The sequence below is a fragment of the Serratia sp. Tan611 genome (assembly GCF_905188235.1).
GTDB classification, from domain to species: Bacteria; Pseudomonadota; Gammaproteobacteria; order Enterobacterales; family Enterobacteriaceae; genus Serratia_B; species Serratia_B rhizosphaerae.
In genome coordinates this window covers 2,881,265-2,899,488 of record NZ_LR994655.1, presented here as the reverse complement: position 1 = coordinate 2,899,488, position 18,224 = coordinate 2,881,265, and the positions used below count along the sequence as shown (strand labels likewise).

Annotated in this window: 18 protein-coding genes and 1 riboswitch; of the genes, 9 read left to right on the top strand and 9 right to left on the bottom strand. The window is 57.1% G+C overall.

Features of this window, described 5'->3' with window-relative positions; genetic code table 11:
• Position 1 precedes the first annotated feature (1 nt).
• A riboswitch (yybP-ykoY riboswitch) is annotated at positions 2-184 on the bottom strand.
• Positions 185-389: 205 nt separating this feature from the next.
• Genes TAN611_RS13720 through manX form a run of 4 tightly spaced genes read right to left on the bottom strand, consistent with a single transcriptional unit; the run spans position 390 to position 3,595 of the window.
• The gene (locus tag TAN611_RS13720) at positions 390-860 is read right to left on the bottom strand and encodes a DUF986 family protein (RefSeq protein WP_105231494.1); all 471 of its coding nucleotides are present in this window, start codon (positions 858-860) and stop codon (positions 390-392) included.
• 56 nt (positions 861-916) lie between these two features.
• Entirely contained in the window at positions 917-1,759 is an 843-nt protein-coding gene (locus tag TAN611_RS13715) for a PTS mannose transporter subunit IID (protein ID WP_105231493.1), read from the bottom strand.
• Between the two features lie 15 nt (positions 1,760-1,774).
• Positions 1,775-2,575 (bottom strand): PTS mannose/fructose/sorbose transporter subunit IIC, encoded by an 801-nt coding sequence (locus tag TAN611_RS13710; RefSeq protein WP_105231492.1) that lies wholly within the window; start codon positions 2,573-2,575, stop codon positions 1,775-1,777.
• A gap of 54 nt (positions 2,576-2,629) precedes the next feature.
• Positions 2,630-3,595 carry a PTS mannose transporter subunit IIAB gene (gene manX / locus TAN611_RS13705; RefSeq protein WP_203066581.1) on the bottom strand — a complete coding sequence of 322 codons (966 nt, stop codon included), beginning with the start codon at positions 3,593-3,595 and terminating at the stop codon, positions 2,630-2,632.
• 547 nt (positions 3,596-4,142) lie between these two features.
• Between manX and TAN611_RS13700 the strand changes: the two genes are divergently transcribed.
• Entirely contained in the window at positions 4,143-5,690 is a 1,548-nt protein-coding gene (locus TAN611_RS13700; protein ID WP_105231490.1) for a TerC family protein, read from the top strand.
• Between the two features lie 23 nt (positions 5,691-5,713).
• Here TAN611_RS13700 and TAN611_RS13695 read toward each other — a convergent pair whose 3' ends face one another.
• From TAN611_RS13695 to pabB, 4 genes are all read right to left on the bottom strand, one after another.
• Complete coding sequence (locus tag TAN611_RS13695) at positions 5,714-7,324, bottom strand: EAL domain-containing protein (protein ID WP_203066580.1); 1,611 nt, start codon at positions 7,322-7,324, stop codon at positions 5,714-5,716.
• A gap of 277 nt (positions 7,325-7,601) precedes the next feature.
• On the bottom strand, positions 7,602-8,966 hold the full coding sequence (sdaA, locus tag TAN611_RS13690; RefSeq protein WP_015672717.1) for an L-serine ammonia-lyase: 1,365 nt from the start codon (positions 8,964-8,966) through the stop codon (positions 7,602-7,604).
• Between the two features lie 446 nt (positions 8,967-9,412).
• Positions 9,413-9,991: a CoA pyrophosphatase gene (locus TAN611_RS13685; RefSeq protein ID WP_203066579.1), complete on the bottom strand. Its 579-nt coding sequence runs from the start codon at positions 9,989-9,991 to the stop codon at positions 9,413-9,415.
• Positions 9,988-11,361, bottom strand: a complete 1,374-nt coding sequence (gene pabB / locus TAN611_RS13680; protein ID WP_187044547.1) for an aminodeoxychorismate synthase component 1 — start codon at positions 11,359-11,361, stop codon at positions 9,988-9,990. The genes TAN611_RS13685 and pabB overlap by 4 nt, the downstream gene beginning before the upstream one ends.
• Positions 11,362-11,647: 286 nt before the next feature.
• On the opposite strand from pabB, the gene TAN611_RS13675 reads away from it, so the two are divergent.
• A complete protein-coding gene (locus TAN611_RS13675; RefSeq protein ID WP_203066578.1) occupies positions 11,648-12,658 on the top strand; it encodes a glycosyltransferase in 1,011 nt (336 codons plus the stop codon).
• A gap of 68 nt (positions 12,659-12,726) precedes the next feature.
• Positions 12,727-12,972, top strand: coding sequence for a YoaH family protein (locus TAN611_RS13670; RefSeq protein ID WP_105231485.1), 246 nt, complete (start codon positions 12,727-12,729; stop codon positions 12,970-12,972).
• Between the two features lie 41 nt (positions 12,973-13,013).
• Here the strand turns inward: TAN611_RS13670 and purT are convergent, their stop codons facing one another.
• The gene (purT, locus tag TAN611_RS13665) at positions 13,014-14,192 is read right to left on the bottom strand and encodes a formate-dependent phosphoribosylglycinamide formyltransferase (protein ID WP_203066577.1); all 1,179 of its coding nucleotides are present in this window, start codon (positions 14,190-14,192) and stop codon (positions 13,014-13,016) included.
• A gap of 243 nt (positions 14,193-14,435) precedes the next feature.
• On the opposite strand from purT, the gene cspC reads away from it, so the two are divergent.
• The 6 genes from cspC (at position 14,436) to TAN611_RS13635 (ending at position 18,219) form a co-directional block, all read left to right on the top strand.
• Complete coding sequence (cspC, locus tag TAN611_RS13660; RefSeq protein WP_015672709.1) at positions 14,436-14,645, top strand: cold shock-like protein CspC; 210 nt, start codon at positions 14,436-14,438, stop codon at positions 14,643-14,645.
• 174 nt (positions 14,646-14,819) lie between these two features.
• Entirely contained in the window at positions 14,820-16,202 is a 1,383-nt protein-coding gene (gene dbpA / locus TAN611_RS13655) for an ATP-dependent RNA helicase DbpA (RefSeq protein ID WP_105231483.1), read from the top strand.
• 85 nt (positions 16,203-16,287) lie between these two features.
• On the top strand, positions 16,288-16,608 hold the full coding sequence (locus TAN611_RS13650; RefSeq protein ID WP_111736929.1) for a YebG family protein: 321 nt from the start codon (positions 16,288-16,290) through the stop codon (positions 16,606-16,608).
• Positions 16,609-16,646: 38 nt separating this feature from the next.
• Positions 16,647-16,955: a N(4)-acetylcytidine aminohydrolase gene (gene yqfB, locus TAN611_RS13645; protein WP_111736930.1), complete on the top strand. Its 309-nt coding sequence runs from the start codon at positions 16,647-16,649 to the stop codon at positions 16,953-16,955.
• 63 nt (positions 16,956-17,018) lie between these two features.
• Positions 17,019-17,384 (top strand): protein YebF, encoded by a 366-nt coding sequence (gene yebF / locus TAN611_RS13640; protein ID WP_203066576.1) that lies wholly within the window; start codon positions 17,019-17,021, stop codon positions 17,382-17,384.
• A gap of 181 nt (positions 17,385-17,565) precedes the next feature.
• Positions 17,566-18,219 carry a tellurite resistance TerB family protein gene (locus tag TAN611_RS13635; protein WP_105231479.1) on the top strand — a complete coding sequence of 218 codons (654 nt, stop codon included), beginning with the start codon at positions 17,566-17,568 and terminating at the stop codon, positions 18,217-18,219.
• Positions 18,220-18,224: the final 5 nt, after the last annotated feature.

Below are 18,224 nucleotides of genomic sequence, written 5' to 3'. Positions count from 1 at the left end.
TCGGCCGGGCGGCTCCATATACACGCAACCCACCCCCAACCAAACGACGGAGTTACGTGCCTATGGTCTCGCCAACCTGACTCTGGCTGCCCGCACCACGTTTCAAACGACAAAACGAGTATGTTGATACGGGCGTTTCTGATTGTGCATAATCAGAAACCGGCTACTCCCCAATGACGGACGCAACCTTATCATATTATTTTTGCCAAAGACAACGTTTAATTCTTGGGGGTATTTAATGAAATTGATAATTGTTTTCATTAAATGATTGCAGGAGAAAAATAAAGCAGATAGTGATGATGTTATTGTGGAAATAATAAGCAGAGGGATCGGCGTCGTCGTGGATAAATTAACCGTTTTTGACGCCGGATTCGATAGGAAGTGAACGGCTACGTTTTAATGTTTTGATTTTCAATGAAAAAATCATAAATCTTTTGCAGGTCGTCTAACTGGGTGACCTGAATCAATAAGCGCCGCTGTTCCAGCGCAATCACCAGAATGCCATCTTCGGTTAAATTCATTGCCTTGATGCGGGAATAGGCAATAAAGGCATTGGCATAAAAGAAACCCTGCGTTTTAAATAATAATGTCGGCCAGCGAATATAAGCAAGATATATGGCGACCAGCGCCAAAGAGATTAATAACCAGTTGGTCAGCGGCGCTCCCTGATTGACCAGATTGCGGTACAGTAAAATTGCCAGCAGCGCGACAAAAATCAGGCTGTCGATGCGGTGGCGACGTTTGAGTTTTACTTTAAGCAGCGTAGGGCCTTTGAGCCGCTCCTGGATGATTTGGTCATAAATGGCGTACAGCAACAGCAAGACAATAAACAGCACGATGGCGATATCCGTCAGCGACATCTTACACTCCCTAACTGAAAAAGCCGGGGGCAAGCCCCCGGCGTGACGGTGGTTAACTAGCCCAGCAGGCCAATCCAGTAGCCGAAGATGCCGATGACGAAGAACCCCAGGATAATCCACAACGCATTGACCTTTTTACGCAACAGCCACATACAGCCGAAGGTCAGCAGCAGCGGGATCAGGCCCGGCATCAGCTGGTCAAGAATTGTCTGTACCGTGGTAACGGTGGTATGTCCGGTCTGATCGGTGATTTTCGACACCACCAGCGGAATGTTAACGGTAGTCCACTTATTGACCAGCGCTCCCATGACAAACAGGCCGAGAATCGACGCTCCCTCCGTCAGTTTCTGCAGGAAGCCGCCGCCCATATCGTTAACGATATCGGCGCCTTTACGGTAGCCGTAGGCCACGCCGTAGTAACGCACCAGTATACGCACCAGGTTAAACAGCACGAAGAACAGTATCGGCCCCAGCAGGCTGCCGGTCAGGGCGATACCGGCGCCCAGCGCGGCGAACACCGGCCGCATGGTGCCCCAGAAAATCGGGTCGCCGACGCCGGCCAGCGGCCCCATCAGCCCGACCTTGATGCCGTTGATGGCGGCGTCATCGATGGGGGCACCGTTGGCACGCTGTTCTTCCATCGCCAGCGTTACCCCGAGGATTGGCGCAGCGACGTAAGGGTGGGTGTTGAAAAATTCCAGGTGGCGTTTGATCGCCTGCTTGCGCTGGTCGTTGTTTTCCGGGTACAGGCGGCGGATTGCCGGCACCATGGAGAAACAGAAGCCCAGCGCCTGCATACGTTCGAAGTTCCACGATCCCTGAAACAGGTTAGAGCGGATAAATACGCCGCGAACGTCGGCCGGCGTCAGTTTCTTTTGAGCTGCAGTGGTATCAACCATTTCTCTCACCTATTCCTAGTCCAGTTCATTATCAAGGTCGTTCGATTGGGCGGGACCGCCCTGAACCACCTGCGGCTTGTTATATTTAGGGCTGAGCTGGATATACAGCACGGCCATCACCACGCCGATGACCCCCAGCGCCACCAGGTTGAAATCGGTAAAGGCGGCGGTGACAAAACCGGCGTAGAAGAACGGCATCAGATAGCCGGCACGCATCATATTGATCACCATGGCGTAACCGACCACGACGATCATGCCGCCGGCGATATTCAGGCCGGTGGTCACCACTTCCGGGATGGAGTTCAGCAGCGCGTGCACCCCGGCGGTGCCGACGGATACCGCAACGATCACGGCCGGAATGGCGATACGCATCGCCTGCAGCAGCAGGGCGGAGACGTGCAGCCAACTGATGGCGCGCAGGCTGCCGCGCTCGGCCGCGCTGTCCGCCGCGTGCTGGAAGGCGACGGTCAGCGTACGCACGATGATGGTTAAGACCTGGCCCGCCGCGGCCAGCGGAATGGCCAGCGCGATACCGGCGCCGACGCTTTGTCCGCCGGCGATAACCAGAATGGTGGAAATAATGGAGGCCAGTGCGGCATCGGGCGCAACCGCGGCGCCGATGTTCATCCAGCCGAGGGCGATCATTTCCAGCGTACCGCCGATAATGATGCCGGTTTTCATATCGCCGAGGATAACGCCGATCAGCGTACAGGCGACCAGGGGGCGGTGAAACTGGAATTCATCCAGCACGGAACCCATGCCGGCAATACAGGCAACGATAAATATCAGTACAACCTGAAGCGTGGTTATCTCCATTGCACTTCTCCTATTGACCAAGAGCGCTGAGTAGAATAATGACGGCTGTCGCCATTAATTAAGTTTGTTGATCAGGTCCATCATTTTTAAACGCGTATCGGACGAGACCTTACGGACTTCCAGTTCAATGCCGCGTTCATTGAGTTTTTTAAACGCCTCAATATCTTTCTCATCCACCGACACGGCGTTGTTCACCTGGGTTTTTCCCTGACGGAACGCCATACCGCCGATATTGACCGACTTTATGTCAACGCCGTCTTCCACCAGACGCCAGACGTCGGTCGGGTTGGTAAACAGCAGCATCACGCGGTCATTGGCGTATTTCGGGTTGTTCCACACGCGGATCATTTTTGCCACATCGACCACGTGGGCGGTGACGCCCGGCGGCGCAACCTGGGTGAGCAGGGTTTTGCGCACGTTGTCGGCGGCGACTTCATCGCTGACCACGATAATGCGCGACACATTGGTTTCCTTGGTCCAGCGGGTGGCGACCTGGCCGTGGATCAGGCGATCGTCAATGCGCGCCAGGCCGATTTTCATATGGTCGTTGGGGCCGAGGGCGACGGCAGGCGCGGCCTTGGCCGGTGCGGGCGAAGGGGCGGCAGGCGCGGGGCTTTCCTCCGGCGGTTTTTTCAGCGCTTTCACGCCTTCGCGGCCGGTTTCCACCGCGATGGCCACCAGCTCATCAAAGCCCGGGTCGTCATCGCGTGCCATAAAGGTTTCTACCAGCATGGGAATGTTAACGCCGGTGACCACTTCATAATTCTGCTGGTCGACGGCGACCCTGCTGGCAGCGTTGAACGGACTGCCGCCCCAGGTATCCACCAGAAACAGCACGCCGCCGCTGGTATCAAGGCCGCTGATTTTTTCCTGGTATTTTTCAATTAAAGTTTCGGCATTCTCTCCGGGAACGAAATCGATAAAGGCGACGTTGTCTTGTTCGCCCAATAGCATTTCCGCCGTTTTCAGCAACTGCTCTGCGGCGCTCCCGTGTGTGCCGATGATAATAGCTATTGCCACTCGCTACCTCCTCGTTAAACCTCAGGTACAGATCGTTGTTTTTGCCGTCTTCCTGACGGTCAGTTTCACGGTTCAGATCCATTATGGGTGAAATTCGGCAAGGCAGAGTCGGCCCTGGTCGTACAGCGTTAGCCGGCCGGCCGGATAGACCGCTGCTTTCGTCATTTATTTTAGTGGGCGAAAAAATAAATAGTGTGACGCTGCTCCGCTATTAACTAAGAGAAATCGCATGTTTTTTCAGCTTGTTGGCAGATCAATGCGGCGATTTAAAATTGGCTTGGACAGTAAAATTTTTCCTGATAGAGTATCCGCTTCTTTCATTATTAGGAGTGAAGGGCCTCAGCCCACCCTATGGACTGTCACCGAAGTCGCTGTTTTCCAAGGTTATACCCGCCACCTGCTGGCATCACACAAGCAATCACGGCCGCCCGGCCATATCCCGGTACTACCACCCCGAACTTTTGCTATTTCCGCCGCACTGCGTCCGACATGCGATTCATCGCCCCTGCGCGTCGCTTAGCTAATCTGTCTTTTTCCGGAGTCTGACATGGAATTTTTAATGGACCCCTCAATTTGGGCAGGGTTACTGACCTTAGTGGTATTGGAGATCGTACTGGGTATCGACAACCTGGTGTTTATCGCCATTTTGGCAGACAAACTGCCGCCGAAGCTGCGGGATAAGGCGCGAATTCTGGGCCTGTCGCTGGCGCTGATTATGCGCCTGGGGCTGTTGTCGGTGATTTCGTGGATGGTCACGCTGACCACGCCGCTGTTCAGCGTGGCGGAGTTCAGCTTCTCTGGCCGCGATTTGATTCTGCTGTTCGGCGGTGTGTTCTTGCTGTTTAAGGCCACCATGGAATTGCATGAGCGGCTGGAAGGGCACTCGCACCAGGATGAGGGCAACCGCGGTTATGCCAAGTTCTGGGCGGTGGTGGTGCAGATTGTGATCCTTGATGCGGTGTTTTCGCTTGATGCGGTGATTACCGCCGTCGGCATGGTGAACGATTTGCCGGTGATGATGACCGCGGTGGTGATCGCCATGGCGGTGATGCTGCTGGCGTCCAAGCCGCTGACCAATTTCGTCAATGCGCACCCGACCATTGTGGTGCTGTGCCTGAGCTTCCTGCTGATGATCGGCCTGAGCCTGATCGCAGAAGGTTTCGGCCTGCATATTCCGAAAGGCTACCTGTATGCGGCGATCGGCTTCTCGATTCTGATCGAGCTGTTTAATCAGATTGCGCGTCGCAACTTTATCAAGCATCAGGAACGTCGGCCGATGCGTGAGCGTACGGCAGAGGCCATTATGCGTTTGATGGGGCAGCAGCGTGCTCAGCAGCAGGCGACGGAAGACGTACTGCTGCCGGCGGATGAAGCCTTCGCGGAAGAAGAGCGCTACATGATCAGCGGCGTACTGACGCTGGCCTCGCGCTCGCTGCGCAGCGTGATGACGCCGCGTACTGAGATCTCGTGGGTCGATTGCGATCGCTCACGCGACGAAGTGCGGGCGCAATTGCTGGATACGCCGCACAGCCTGTTCCCGGTGTGCCGTGATGAGCTGGATGAAGTTATCGGCGTGGTGCGCGCCAAAGATCTGCTGGTGGCGTTGGAACAGGGCGAGGATATCGCCGAGTTTGCCGCACGTACGCCGCCGATCGTGGTGCCGGAAACCATGGACGTGATTAACCTGCTGGCGGTACTGCGCCGTGCCAAGGGCCGTCTGGTGGTGGTCACCAACGAGTTTGGCGTGGTGCAGGGGCTGGTAACGCCGCTGGATGTGCTGGAGGCGATCGCCGGCGAATTCCCGGATGAGGATGAAACGCCGGATATCGTTGCCGACGGCGACAGCTGGCTGGTGCAGGGCGGTGCGGATCTGCATTCTCTGGAGCAGGCGCTGAACTGTCAGGATCTGGTGAGTCCGACGGAGGATTATGCGTCGCTGGCCGGTTTCCTGCTGTCGCATTACGGCCAGATGCCGGCGGTGGGCGAAGTGCTGGAACAGAACGGTTTACGCTTTGAAATCCTGGCGGCGTCCGAATACCGCATTGAACTGGTGAGGATCAGTCAGGGAATGCCGGAACAGGCAGACCCCGAGTAATCGAGTAATCACCCACCGGAGGCTCAGGCCTCCGGTTTCATTTCTCCCCCCGCGTGGGGGACTTCCGACGCTGCACGCTGGTGCGTTTCATAGTGCTGCAGCCACTGCGGGAACTCCTGAATCGGCATCGGCTTGGCAAAGTAATAGCCCTGCAGCGCATAGACCTGACGCAGGCACAGGTAGTCGGCCTGTTCGGCCGTTTCCACCCCTTCGGCCACCAGTTTTAACTTCAGCCGGTGGGCAAGCGTGATGATGGTATCGGTGACGGTGGCGTTGATGGCATCGGTGCCGATCGCGGCGGTAAAGGCGCGGTCGATTTTCAATACGTCCGGACTCAGCTTTTTCAGATAGCTGAGCGAACTGTGGCCGGTGCCGAAATCATCAATCGCCAGCATGACGCCCAGTTCTTTCAGCGCGCGAATATGTTCGTATTGAATCTCCGACAGCGCGGTGCGTTCGGTCAGCTCCAGCATCAGCGACGGCATGGGGTTGGCCGGCAGCCAGATGCGGCGGATATCGGCGAGGATCGTCTGCGTGTTGAAGTGCTCGGCGGCGACGTTGATGCTGATATAAAACGAAGGGCGTGGCGGGAACAGCGCCAGATTTTCCACCACCGTGGTCATCAGAAAGCGGGTCAGGGGGGTGATTAACCCGTGCTGCTCGGCCAGCGGGATAAACACGTCCGGCGAGATCCAGCCTTGTCGTTTGCTGTTCCAACGCAACAGAATTTCTATGCCGAGACAGTGACCGCTGGCGCCGTTAATGATTGGCTGGCAGTAAACCTGGAACTCGCGGCGGTTGATGGCATGACTGATATGGTAAGACAGGCTCATGCGATTGGCGGTAATCAGATAGACTACATAGGCAGCCAGCAGGCTGATCAGCAATGCCAGCGGTATATGGGCGGGCAGCGCGTCGAGCGCCATTCGCTGGGTTGAGGGACCGAACAGCGAGATGGTGAAGGGATACAGTCCGGAGGCTGAGGTATAGCGCAGGTTACCGCGTAGGGTGTTGCTGTCGATGATTTCTCGTTTGGCATACTCCAGGCTCTGTGCGCCGACGTTAAGCACGATACGCTGGCCGTAGGGCTGTTGCGGCTCCAGCAAAAAATCCGACAGCAGGTCGATATTGAACACGTGCAGAATGCCGCTGTGGACGTCCTGAGCCTGCGGCGTCCACATGACAAGCGTCGGCAGGCCTTTGGTCACCGACAGCGACGGACGCAGCACCAACTGCGTCTCGGCGGTCGGGCGCAGTTGTGGCAAGAGGGCGTCGAGCTGATACTGACGTTGGCCGAACAGGCTGGAACAATAAATGTCGTTATCTTTGACCAACAGCACGGAGCGCAGCGCCTGGTTCTGCGCCGCGCGATAACGCAGCGTCGCGGTCAGTGTGCTGCAGGGGCGGCCGACCAGCGCCATCGTGTGCCGGGCCTGCTCGCTGGCCGGCTGCAAAAGGCGTTCTATTTTGGTAATGGTGTGCGCCGCCAGCCGCTGTTGGCTGCGTTCGATGGTTTTAACTTCCTGATAGTAGCGAATGTATAATGAGATTAACAGGATAGCCAACCCAACCGCGCCGGCGAGCAACCAGCGATAATGGCGGTACTTGTTGACAGCAAATTGGGTCATTAACATCGACGTTGAATCCTTGTTGCGCTAAGTCATCCAATGTACAGCATCGGACTTGCTCCTACCTTCTGATTCTCGGCTAATTTTAGCCGTGATGGTAGAGGAGGAAATGATAGCGTAATAATTTATTTCAGTTGGCGTGAACAAAGGGATAAAACGCGGGTTAAACCGGAGATAGAGGCACAGCATGTCAGGGATGACGGGGGTGACGTTGTCACTTATTGTTTTTAATTGGCTGAAAAACAAACAAAAACCCCGCCGATTGGCGGGGTCTTATTATGGTTTAGTCACACTGGACTTTGATTGCCAGGCCGCCGCGCGAGGTCTCGCGATATTTGGCGTTCATATCTTTACCGGTTTCGTACATCGTCTCGATCACCTTATCCAGCGATACGCGCGGCTCGCTGGTGCGGCGCAGCGCCATTCGCGCCGAGTTGATCGCTTTAACCGAGGCGATGGCGTTGCGTTCAATGCATGGCACCTGTACCTGCCCGGCCACCGGATCGCAGGTCAGCCCCAGGTTGTGTTCCATGCCGATTTCCGCCGCGACGCACACCTGTTCCGGGCTGCCGCCCAGCAGTTCGGCCAGGCCGGCGGCGGCCATGGAGCAGGCGACGCCGACTTCGCCCTGACAGCCGACTTCCGCACCGGAAATGGAGGCGTTCATCTTATACAGCGCGCCGATAGCGCCGGCGGCCATAAAGTAGCGGATATAGATATCCGGGCTGACCGACTCAATAAAGTGGTCGTAATAGGCCAGCACCGCCGGCACGATGCCGCAGGCGCCGTTGGTCGGTGCGGTAACCACGCGGCCACCGGCGGCGTTTTCCTCATTGACCGCCAGGGCGAACATGTTGACCCAGTCGATGACGTTCATCGGATCGTTGGACAGTTTGTCGGAGGCGACCAGCATGCGGCGCAGCGCCGAGGCGCGGCGCGGTACGCGCAGCGGGCCGGGCAGCACGCCTTCGGTATTCAGACCACGGTCGATACAGGCGCGCATGGTTTGCCAGACGTTGCCGAAGTAGGCTTCGATATCCTGCTTGCTATGCAGCGCCAGCTCGTTTTGCATCACCATGCCGGACAGCGACAGGCCGGTATTATGGCAGTGCTCGAGCATTTCACGCGCCGAATGGAAAGGATAGGGCACTGTGACTTCGCTGACGTCGGCTTTGCCAAAATGCGCTTCGTCGACGATAAAACCGCCGCCGATGGAATAGTAGGTGTTGCTGTAGACTTCTTTATCGCCGGCGAAGGCGTGGATGCACATGCCGTTTTCATGCAGCGGCAGGTTGTCGCTGCGGAACACCATGCCGCCGTCGCGCGGGAAGTCAACTTCGTGCAGGCCGCCTGCCAGCATCAGGCGCTGACGCTGTTCGACATCGCGAATAAAACCCGGAATACCGTCAATATCCACGCTGTCCGGCAGGTTGCCGGCCAGGCCGAGAATAATGGCGATATCGGTGTGGTGACCTTTACCGGTCAATGAGAGTGAGCCGTAAACATCAACGGCAACACGCGTGATAGAAGGCATCAGGCCTTTATTTACCAGATCGTCGACAAACTGTTTGCCGGCTTTCATCGGTCCAACCGTGTGAGAGCTGGACGGGCCGATGCCGATCTTAAACATGTCGAAAACGCTAATCACGCTAGAACTCCTTAAAGAGGCATATTGTTATGGCTGCAGCGGTTAAAAACCGCGCAGGGAACAGCGATATTGTAAAGAGGCCTTACGGGTTTGGCGCTCTTTTTCGCATGAAATTAAATAATCCGTGGCGTCACAAAATGGGTGATGGCTACGGGCATGGCGCCTGCCGTAAGCAGCGTCGTACCGAGCGTCTCTCGGGCCATCGCGCCGGCGTTCCTTAACCGCACGCGGTCGGCATAACCCTATTTGCTTAGAGGTTTATACCGATTGAGCGTATTTTACAGGCATATCGTAATGTTTAAGAGAGGGTTTACAGTTTTTTTAAAACCTCAATGGCCTGCAAGATAGTTGAATTGGCAGGCCGATGAAGTGATGGCGATCGCTTTCGTGCCGAAACCCGGAATAGTCCGTGAGCGGGATGTGACGGAGATCACTTAAAGGCGGGATTACAGGCTGACCTGCTGCGCCAGACGACGGATGATGGCGGCGGTCAGCCCCCAGACGAAGCGGCGCTGATACCAGGACAGATACACCCGGTGGCGGTAGCCGTTGCGGTGAATATCCAGCGGGTAATAGCGTGACAGCGTCAGGGCTTCGTGCAGCGGCATTTCGAACACGTCCGCCACTTCGCCCTCATTGGCGTGAAAGCGGATATCGGCCGGCACCAGACCGACGATCGGCGTCACGCGAAAGCCGGTGCTGCTGTCGAGCGGCGCCATCTGACCAAGTACTTGCACCGCGGCGGGCGGAATAGCGACTTCTTCCTCGGCTTCACGCAGCGCGGTGGCAATCAGTGAGGCGTCTTGCAGATCGGCCTTGCCGCCGGGGAACGCCACCTGTCCGGCATGTTTGCGCAGCGTATCGGCGCGTCGGGTCAGCAGCAGCGTAGGCTCCTCACGGCATACTATCGGCACCAGCACGGCGGCGGCGCGTACGCCGTGCGGCGTTTGTACCGCCTGCGGCAGCTGTAGTTGAAAACGGCTGATAAAGGCGGCCAGCGAATCGGGATAGGTCGGTGGGTTCACGAAGGGTTAAACTCCCCCAGAAGCGGTAAGATTCTGCCTACTTTATCAAAAGTTTCCTGATATTCCGCCTGTTCCTGGCTGTCGGCCACGATGCCGCCGCCAGCGGCGCAGTGAATGTGACCGTTTTCAGTCATCAGCGTGCGGATGGCGATATTGGTGTCCATGGTGCCGCAGGCGCTGATATAGCCGATGCTGCCGCAGTAGGCGTTGCGCCGCTGTGGTTCCAGCTCTTCAATAATTTCCATTGCCCGAACCTTGGGCGCGCCGGTAATGGAGCCGCCGGGAAAGCAGGCGCGCAGCAGTTCGCTCGCCGGCGTGGCGGCCGGCAGGCGGGCGGTAATGGTGCTGACCAGGTGGTGCACGGCTGGGAAGGGTTCGACGACGAACAGTTCGGGAACGCGCACGCTGCCGGGCTGCGCGACGCGGCCGATATCATTGCGCAGCAGATCGACGATCATCAGGTTTTCGGCGCGGTCCTTCGGCGACTCGGCCAGCCGCTGCGCCTGAGCCGCGTCCTGTTGCGGGTCGGCCAGTCGCGGCAGCGTGCCTTTAATCGGCCGGGTTTGTACCTGCTGGCGCTCCAGCCATAAAAAGCGCTCCGGCGAAATACTGATCACCGCATTGTGCGGCAGACGTAAAAAGGCGGAAAACGGCGCGCGGTTGCTGTCGTTCAGCCGCAGAAAAGCCTGCCATTCGTCGCCCTGATAAGGCGCGGAGAAGCGCTGTGCCAGATTGATTTGATAGCAGTCGCCGCTGCGCAGGTAATGTTGAATGCGCTGAAATTTCTCGCCGTACTGCGCCCGCGTCATATTCGCCTGCCAACTGCCGGTGAGCTGGAACGTCGCCGCCGGCACCGGCCGTTGGCTGTTTAGCCACTGCCAGCGTTGTTCAATATCGCCGTAGCTCAGCAGGGTGAGCCGCTGTTGCTGGTGGTCGGCGATCAGCGCCCAGTCATAAATGCCGACGGCCATATCCGGCAGCGTCAGTTCCGCCCGGGCCAGCGTCGGCAGCGTTTCCACCCGTCGTCCCAGATCGTAACCGAACAGCCCCAGCGCCCCCCCTTGAAACGGCAGATTGTCATCGGCTGACGGGGTGAAAGGCAGCGCTGACAGCTGCTGTTGCAGCAGAGTAAAAGGGTCGTCCGTCGAACTCAGACAGTCGTCGCCATGGCGGATGTCCGTTGCCGCGCCGCGGGTGGTCAGCGTAACGCAGGGATCGGCCACCAAAATATCAAACCGGTTATGGGAGTGCTCGGCAAAGCCGGAATGCAGCAGCATGGCCCACGGCTGTGCGGACAATGGGGAAAACAGCTGCAGCAGCATGTCGCGGGTATAAGGCAAGGATTTAAGGTGCGGAGCGGTAGCAGTCATGAATTGTTATAAACCTGGCTAACGGGAACGTCGGTGTTGGGGCGTTAGTTTGCCACATTAGCGCATTGTGCGCATGTTTGACGCGCAGGGCAAAGGATAGCCGGCGAAGCATTTTTTGCTCCTTAAACGAAATTTAAATATGCAAAGATTCACGAATATTTACACGGTGTTTACATTGCTCTGGGCGATACCAGACTTTTCCAGCCAGCGGTAATCATGCGGTGTTGGGCGATGTGACATTAAACAGGTTAACTTTCCGCCTGATAATAAGTAATAGAGCAAATTTATGTCGTTAATGCTGAGCGTTATCGTCCCGATGCATAATGTGGGCGAATTACTGGTGCCATTCCTTGAGTCTTTATTGGCGCAGCAGGAACAACGTCTGGAAATTATTATCGTCAATGACGGCGCTACCGATGGTTCCGCGGAAATAGCACACGACTATGCCGCACGTTATGAACATATTCAGGTCATCGATCAGAATAATGCCGGCGTTTCAGTGGCGCGCAATCGCGGCCTGGCGGTGGCGCGTGGTAAATATGTCGCGTTCCCTGATGCCGATGATGTATTGTCGCCGGAGATGTACGCAACATTAATCGAGCAGGCGGAAAAACATCAGCTGGATGTGATGCAGTGCAACGGTGAGCGTTATTTCGAGCACAATGGTGAGCTGCTGCCGATTATTCCACCGCAGCGTTTGGCATCCACCGATGTTATTAGCGGGGTTCGGTGGTTTGAACGCGCATTAAATTCGCGTAAGTTTATTCACGTGGTATGGCTGGCGATTTATCGGCTTGATTTTATTAAACAACACCGGCTCTATTTTGAACCGGGTTTACACCATCAGGATATTCCGTGGACTACCGAGGTGATGTTTAACGCCAGGCGGGTGAAATATCTCAGCACGCCGCTGTATCGCCAGCGCGTACATGGCCAGTCGATCAGTAACCGCCGCCGCACCGGCGTGGCGAACGTCGACTATCAGCGTCATTATATGAAGATCATCGATATGCTGGTGGCGTTGAATCAACGCTACGCCGATCGTATTGCCATCCGCCCGGCGTTTCACTGGCAGATTACCCGCGAGGCGCTGGGAATTTGCCATAGCGTTCGCCGCGAGCCGGAACCGGTAGCGCAGCAGCAAATCGTACGTGAGTTCTATCAGCGTGGTATGGACGTAGTGATGGCGGCCAATGCGCGCGGAATTAAACAGGGCTGGCATGTGCTGCTGTGGCGCCATCGTCTGAAGCGGTGGCGAAGCGAGGATGTCGGCTATTCACAGGCCGCGCGACCCTAAGCTTGCGGCGGCGGCGGCGCGCGGTATAATCCCTCTCCAAATTTGCCGGAGATAAGAACATGCTTGGAATGCCGTCGCTGAACCACCAGGAACAGCAGGAAGCCGCAGAGCGCATCCATCAGCTGATGGAGCAGGGCATGAGCAGCGGCGAAGCTATCGCCCGCGTTGCACAGGAAATTCGTGAAAAGCATCAGGGAGAACGGGTTGCCGTGCTGTTTGATGAGGAAGACGAGGCCGATGATAGCGCGCCCGATGGGCAGGATACGCCCCGTCAGGATGCCGACCCGCAACACGAAGACGACGACGATTATTGATATCATTTCCGGGCGCAGCGTCCTGCTACGCCCGCATCAGTTTAACCTTGCACCACAACCGATGCAGCCGCCTGTTTGGCGCGCTCCACTGCCTGCTCGGTGCTGTCGCCGCAGGCCAGCGCGACGCCTAAACGACGCCGTCCGGCAATCTCCGGTTTACCGAACAGCCGCAGCTGATTGGTGCCGTCCAACGCCTTATCCAGTCCGCTAAAGCGCAGATCGCCGCTGTCGAGCGTCGGTAAAATCACGGCGGATGCCGCCGGGCCGAACTGGCGGATGGCGCCGATTGGCAGACCGAGAAAGGCGCGCACGTGCAGCGCAAACTGTGATACGTCCTGCGAAATCAGCGTGACCATGCCGGTGTCGTGCGGACGTGGCGAAACCTCGCTGAAAATGACGTTGTCACCGCAGACGAACAGCTCTACGCCGAACAGGCCGTAACCGCCGAGCGCTGTAACGACCTGGGCGGCAATCTGTTGCGCACGCTCCAGCGCCAGGGCAGACATCTGCTGTGGCTGCCAGGATTCACGGTAGTCGCCATCTTCCTGACGATGGCCGATAGGCGCGCAGAAATGCACGCCGTCGACGGCGCGGATAGTCAGCAGGGTAATTTCAAAATCGAATTTGACCAGCCCTTCGATTATCACCCGGCCGCCGCCGGCGCGGCCGCCCCGCTGGGCATAGTCCCAGGCGGCGCTCAGTTGGGAAGGATCGCGCAGCAGGCTCTGGCCCTTGCCGGAGGAACTCATCACCGGTTTGATAATGCAAGGGTAGCCGATATGTGCGATTGCCTGTCGGCAGCTCTCTTCATCATCGGCAAAGCGGTAGGTGGAGGTGGGCAGCCCGAGCGTTTCCGCAGCCAGACGGCGAATGCCTTCGCGGTTCATGGTAAGGCGGGTGGCTTCGGCGCAGGGGACGACCCGGTGGCCTTGTTGTTCCAGCTGCACCAGCATTGCGGTGGCGATGGCTTCAACCTCCGGCACGATATAGTCAGGGCGCTCCTGTTCGATAACGCTCTTCAGCGCTTCGCTATCCAGCATATTGATCACATGGCTGCGGTGCGCCACATGCATTGCCGGTGCGTCGGCGTAGCGGTCAACGGCGATCGTCTCCAGCCCCAGACGCTGGCATTCGATAGCCACTTCTTTCCCCAATTCGCCGGATCCGAGCAGCATCACACGGGTGGCGGAAGGGCGCAGGGCGGTTCCAATAGTTAGCATAATTTCGTACCTGATGTGAAAATGAAGCCAATGTAAATCAGCGCGCAGTATATACGAAAACGATTGCGTTGCCAGCCGGTGCGCCCGCCGGCCGACAGACCGTATAGGCGGCAGAAACGAAAAAATTTGCCCTGTAGGCATGATTATGCGTTAATAATCAGCGGTGAAAGAAGACCTACATAACGCAGGGCCTTCGCGCCGTAAGTGCCGTAAAGGCAGGTTTATCAAGTAAAGGAAAGTCAAATGGCTAAGATCACTGGTCACGTAAAATGGTTTAACGAAAGCAAAGGCTTCGGCTTTATCACTCCAGCCGACGGTTCTAAGGACGTTTTCGTTCATTTTTCCGCAATCGTTAGCGATGGCTTCAAGACTCTGGCTGAAGGCCAGCAGGTTGAGTTCTCCATCCAGGACAGCCAACGTGGCCCGGCTGCAGCCGATGTTGTTGCTATCTAATTAGCGACATCGCTGCCAAAAAAACCCGCTTAAGGCGGGTTTTTTTATGCGCAGTCGCCGGGAACGGCCGCCAGGTATTATGACGGCGCCGGGCCTTCTCTGTTATCATCTGCCCCTGATAAGCTGCCGACCGGCAGCGCCGCCTTTTCATCCGCCTATAAAGAGTTTATCGCCGTGAGCACAGTTTCCTTTTCTTCCCTGTCGCTGCCAGCCGCACAGTTGGCCAACCTCAACGAACTGGGGTATGCCGCCATGACGCCAGTGCAGGCCGCGGCGCTGCCCGCAATTTTGCAAGGGCAGGACGTACGCGCCAGAGCAAAAACCGGCAGCGGTAAAACGGCGGCGTTCGGCATTGGCCTGCTGGATAAAATCAATGTCGGGCAGGTGGCGACGCAGGCGCTGGTGCTGTGCCCGACGCGCGAACTGGCCGATCAGGTCAGCAAAGAGCTGCGCCGTCTGGCGCGCTTTACCCAGAATATTAAAATCCTGACGCTGTGCGGTGGCCAGCCGATGGGGCCGCAGCTGGATTCGCTGGTGCATGCGCCGCATATCGTGGTGGGAACGCCAGGGCGGGTGCAGGAGCACCTGCGTAAAAAAACGCTGCAGTTGGACGCGCTGAACGTGCTGGTGCTGGACGAGGCCGACCGCATGCTGGATATGGGGTTCGCCGACGATATCGACGATGTGATTGCCTATACGCCGCCGCAGCGCCAGACGCTGCTGTTTTCCGCCACCTATCCTGACGGTATTGAGCGTATCAGCGCCCGCGTACAGCGTACGCCGCTCAGCGTGGAAGTGGACGACGATGATGCGCCGCTTACCATCGAACAGCGCTTCTATGAGACGACGCGCGACCAGCGTCCGGCGCTGCTGCTGGCCGCCATCCGGCATTATCAGCCGGCTTCCTGCGTGGTGTTCTGCAACACCAAGCGCGACTGTCAGAGCGTGTGCGATGCGCTGGAAGCACGTGATATCAGCGCCTTGGCGCTGCATGGCGACCTGGAACAGCGCGACCGCGATCAGGTTCTGGTGCGTTTTGCCAACCGCAGCTGCCGCGTATTGGTGGCGACCGATGTCGCCGCGCGCGGGCTGGATATCAAAGATCTTGAGCTGGTGGTGAACTACGAAATGGCTTTCGACCCGGAAGTGCACGTGCACCGCGTTGGCCGTACCGGCCGCGCCGGCATGAGCGGCCTGGCGATTACGCTGTGTACGCCGCAGGAAATGGCGCGGGCACATGCGTTGGAAGAGTATCTGCAACTAGATCTGAAGTGGGCGCGGGTAAGCGAACTGAGCGGGGCGAGCAACGCGCCGCTGGAAGCAGAGATGGCCACGCTGTGCATCGACGGCGGCCGCAAGGCGAAAATTCGTCCCGGCGATATTCTGGGAGCGCTGACCGGTGAAGCGGGGCTGACTGCGGCGGAGGTCGGAAAAATTGATATGTTCCCGATGCATGCTTATGTGGCCATCCGCAAGAACAGCGCCCGTAAAGCGCTGCAGCGCCTGCGTGAAGGCAAAATCAAAGGGAAAAACTGCAAGGCGCGCCTGCTGAAATAATTAACCGCGGAGGCCGCTTGTGCCTCCGCGTGGTATTACTTATACTGTGTTTATATACAGTATTTAAATCTTTTGGGGAATACGCATGGCGGTTGAAGTTAAATACGTAGTGGTCAGAAACGGTGAGGAAAAAATGACGTTCGCCAGCAAAAAGGAAGCCGACGCTTACGACAAAATGCTCGATCTGGCCGATAATCTCGGTGAATGGCTGCAGCAGGCGCCGCTGGTGCTGGATGAAGAGCAGCGTGACACGCTGAGCTTCTTCCTGGCGGAACATAAAGAGATGCTGACACACATTCTGCGCGGCGGTGCACCACAGCAGGCGGACGCTAAGGCGGCAAAACCGAAGAGTGACAAGAAGGCGGCGACAAAAGCGGGAAGCGCGTCGGAAAAACAGGCTGCTTAATCACTATGTTGCAGCATTGTGATGAAAAAGGATCTAAGATGGGCGGTGAAATCACGTTCTTCAGCCGTTTCGAGCAGGATATTTTAGCCGAACGTAAAACCATCACCCTGCGTGATGCCAGCGAATCGCATTTCCAGCCCGGCGACGTATTACGCGTCAGTCGCCACGAAGACGGAGCGTTTTTCTGTTTTATCGAGGTGTTGTCAGTGACGCCGGTTCGTCTGGACGCGTTGACCGAACAGCACGCCAGGCAGGAAAACATGTCGCTCGATGCGCTGAGGCAGGTTATCAAGGAGATCTATCCGGGGGTGGATGAACTGTTTGCGATCGTGTTTCGTAAACGTTGATCGCCTGCCAGGCCTGATGCCAGTCAGCGCTCTCCGGGTAGTGTAATGACAACTGGAGGGTATATGAGAGCAACAGGATTGGGGCTGGCCACCGTGCTGGCGGTTATTTTGGGTTTTACCGGCAGTGCTCAGGCGCAGCAGCATGAGCAGCGGACGGCGAAGGTTGGTCTGTGCGCCGGGCTGCAGGCGGCGGACGTCGCCGCACAGGTAAAGCGCGATTTCCTGCAAAACCGCATCACGCGTTGGGCATCGGATAAAAAACTGCTCGGTACCGCAACGCCGGTCGCCTGGGTCAGCCCGGATGCGGTCAGCGGTGAGGACGACCTTTGGCAGGTGCCGCTAACGGTGCGCGGCAGCAAGGCGGATAAAACCTATCGCGTCACGCTTAACTGCAAGACCGGCGATATCACTTACAGCGAACCGCAGTAACTCCTGCGCCAGGGCGCGACGCAGGCGCCCTGATTGGCGAATCTTTCCTGTCAACTTGCCTAATGCCTCACACAAATTTTCCCCGCCATACGTTAATTGACAAAAAATCCCCTAATCTGGAGTTTTAGCAGCGTTCCGGCACAGGTGCCCGTTCGCTTTACTATCCATGCGAGGGGATGCAATGAAAAACAGTTGGATGCAGCAGATTCAATCGCTGTTGGGGCAAAAAAAAGGCGCGAACAGCAGTACAGAAGGCATCGGCAAATTGTTGGCGCCCGGCGCGCTGGGCGGATTGGTTGGCGTATTACTGGCGAATAAATCCTCGCGCAAGCTGGTCGGTAAATTCGGTAAAAACGCACTGATTATCGGCGGCAGCGCCGCGGCAGGCGCGGTGCTGTGGAACAAATACAAATCACGGGTGAAAGATACCCATCAGGATGAGCCGCAGTTCGGCATGCAGTCGACGCCGGTCGATCTACGCGCCAAGCGGCTGGTGCAGGCGCTGGTGTTTGCGGCGAAAAGTGACGGTCATATTGATGATGACGAGCGTCGTGCCATTGACGACAGCCTGACGCAACTGCAGATTGGCGACGAAGCGCAGGCCTGGGTGCAGCAGGCGATAGAACAGCCGCTCAATCCCGATGCGCTGGCGCTCGGCGTAAAGAACGAAGAGGAAGCGTTGGAAGTGTATTACCTCAGCTGTATGGTGATCGATGTCGATCACTTTATGGAGCGCGGCTATCTTGACGCGCTGGCGCGCTCGCTGAAAATTCCCGACGATGTGAAACAGGGCATCGAGGGCGATGTGAATCAGAAAAAGCGTGAGTTGGCGTAATGCAA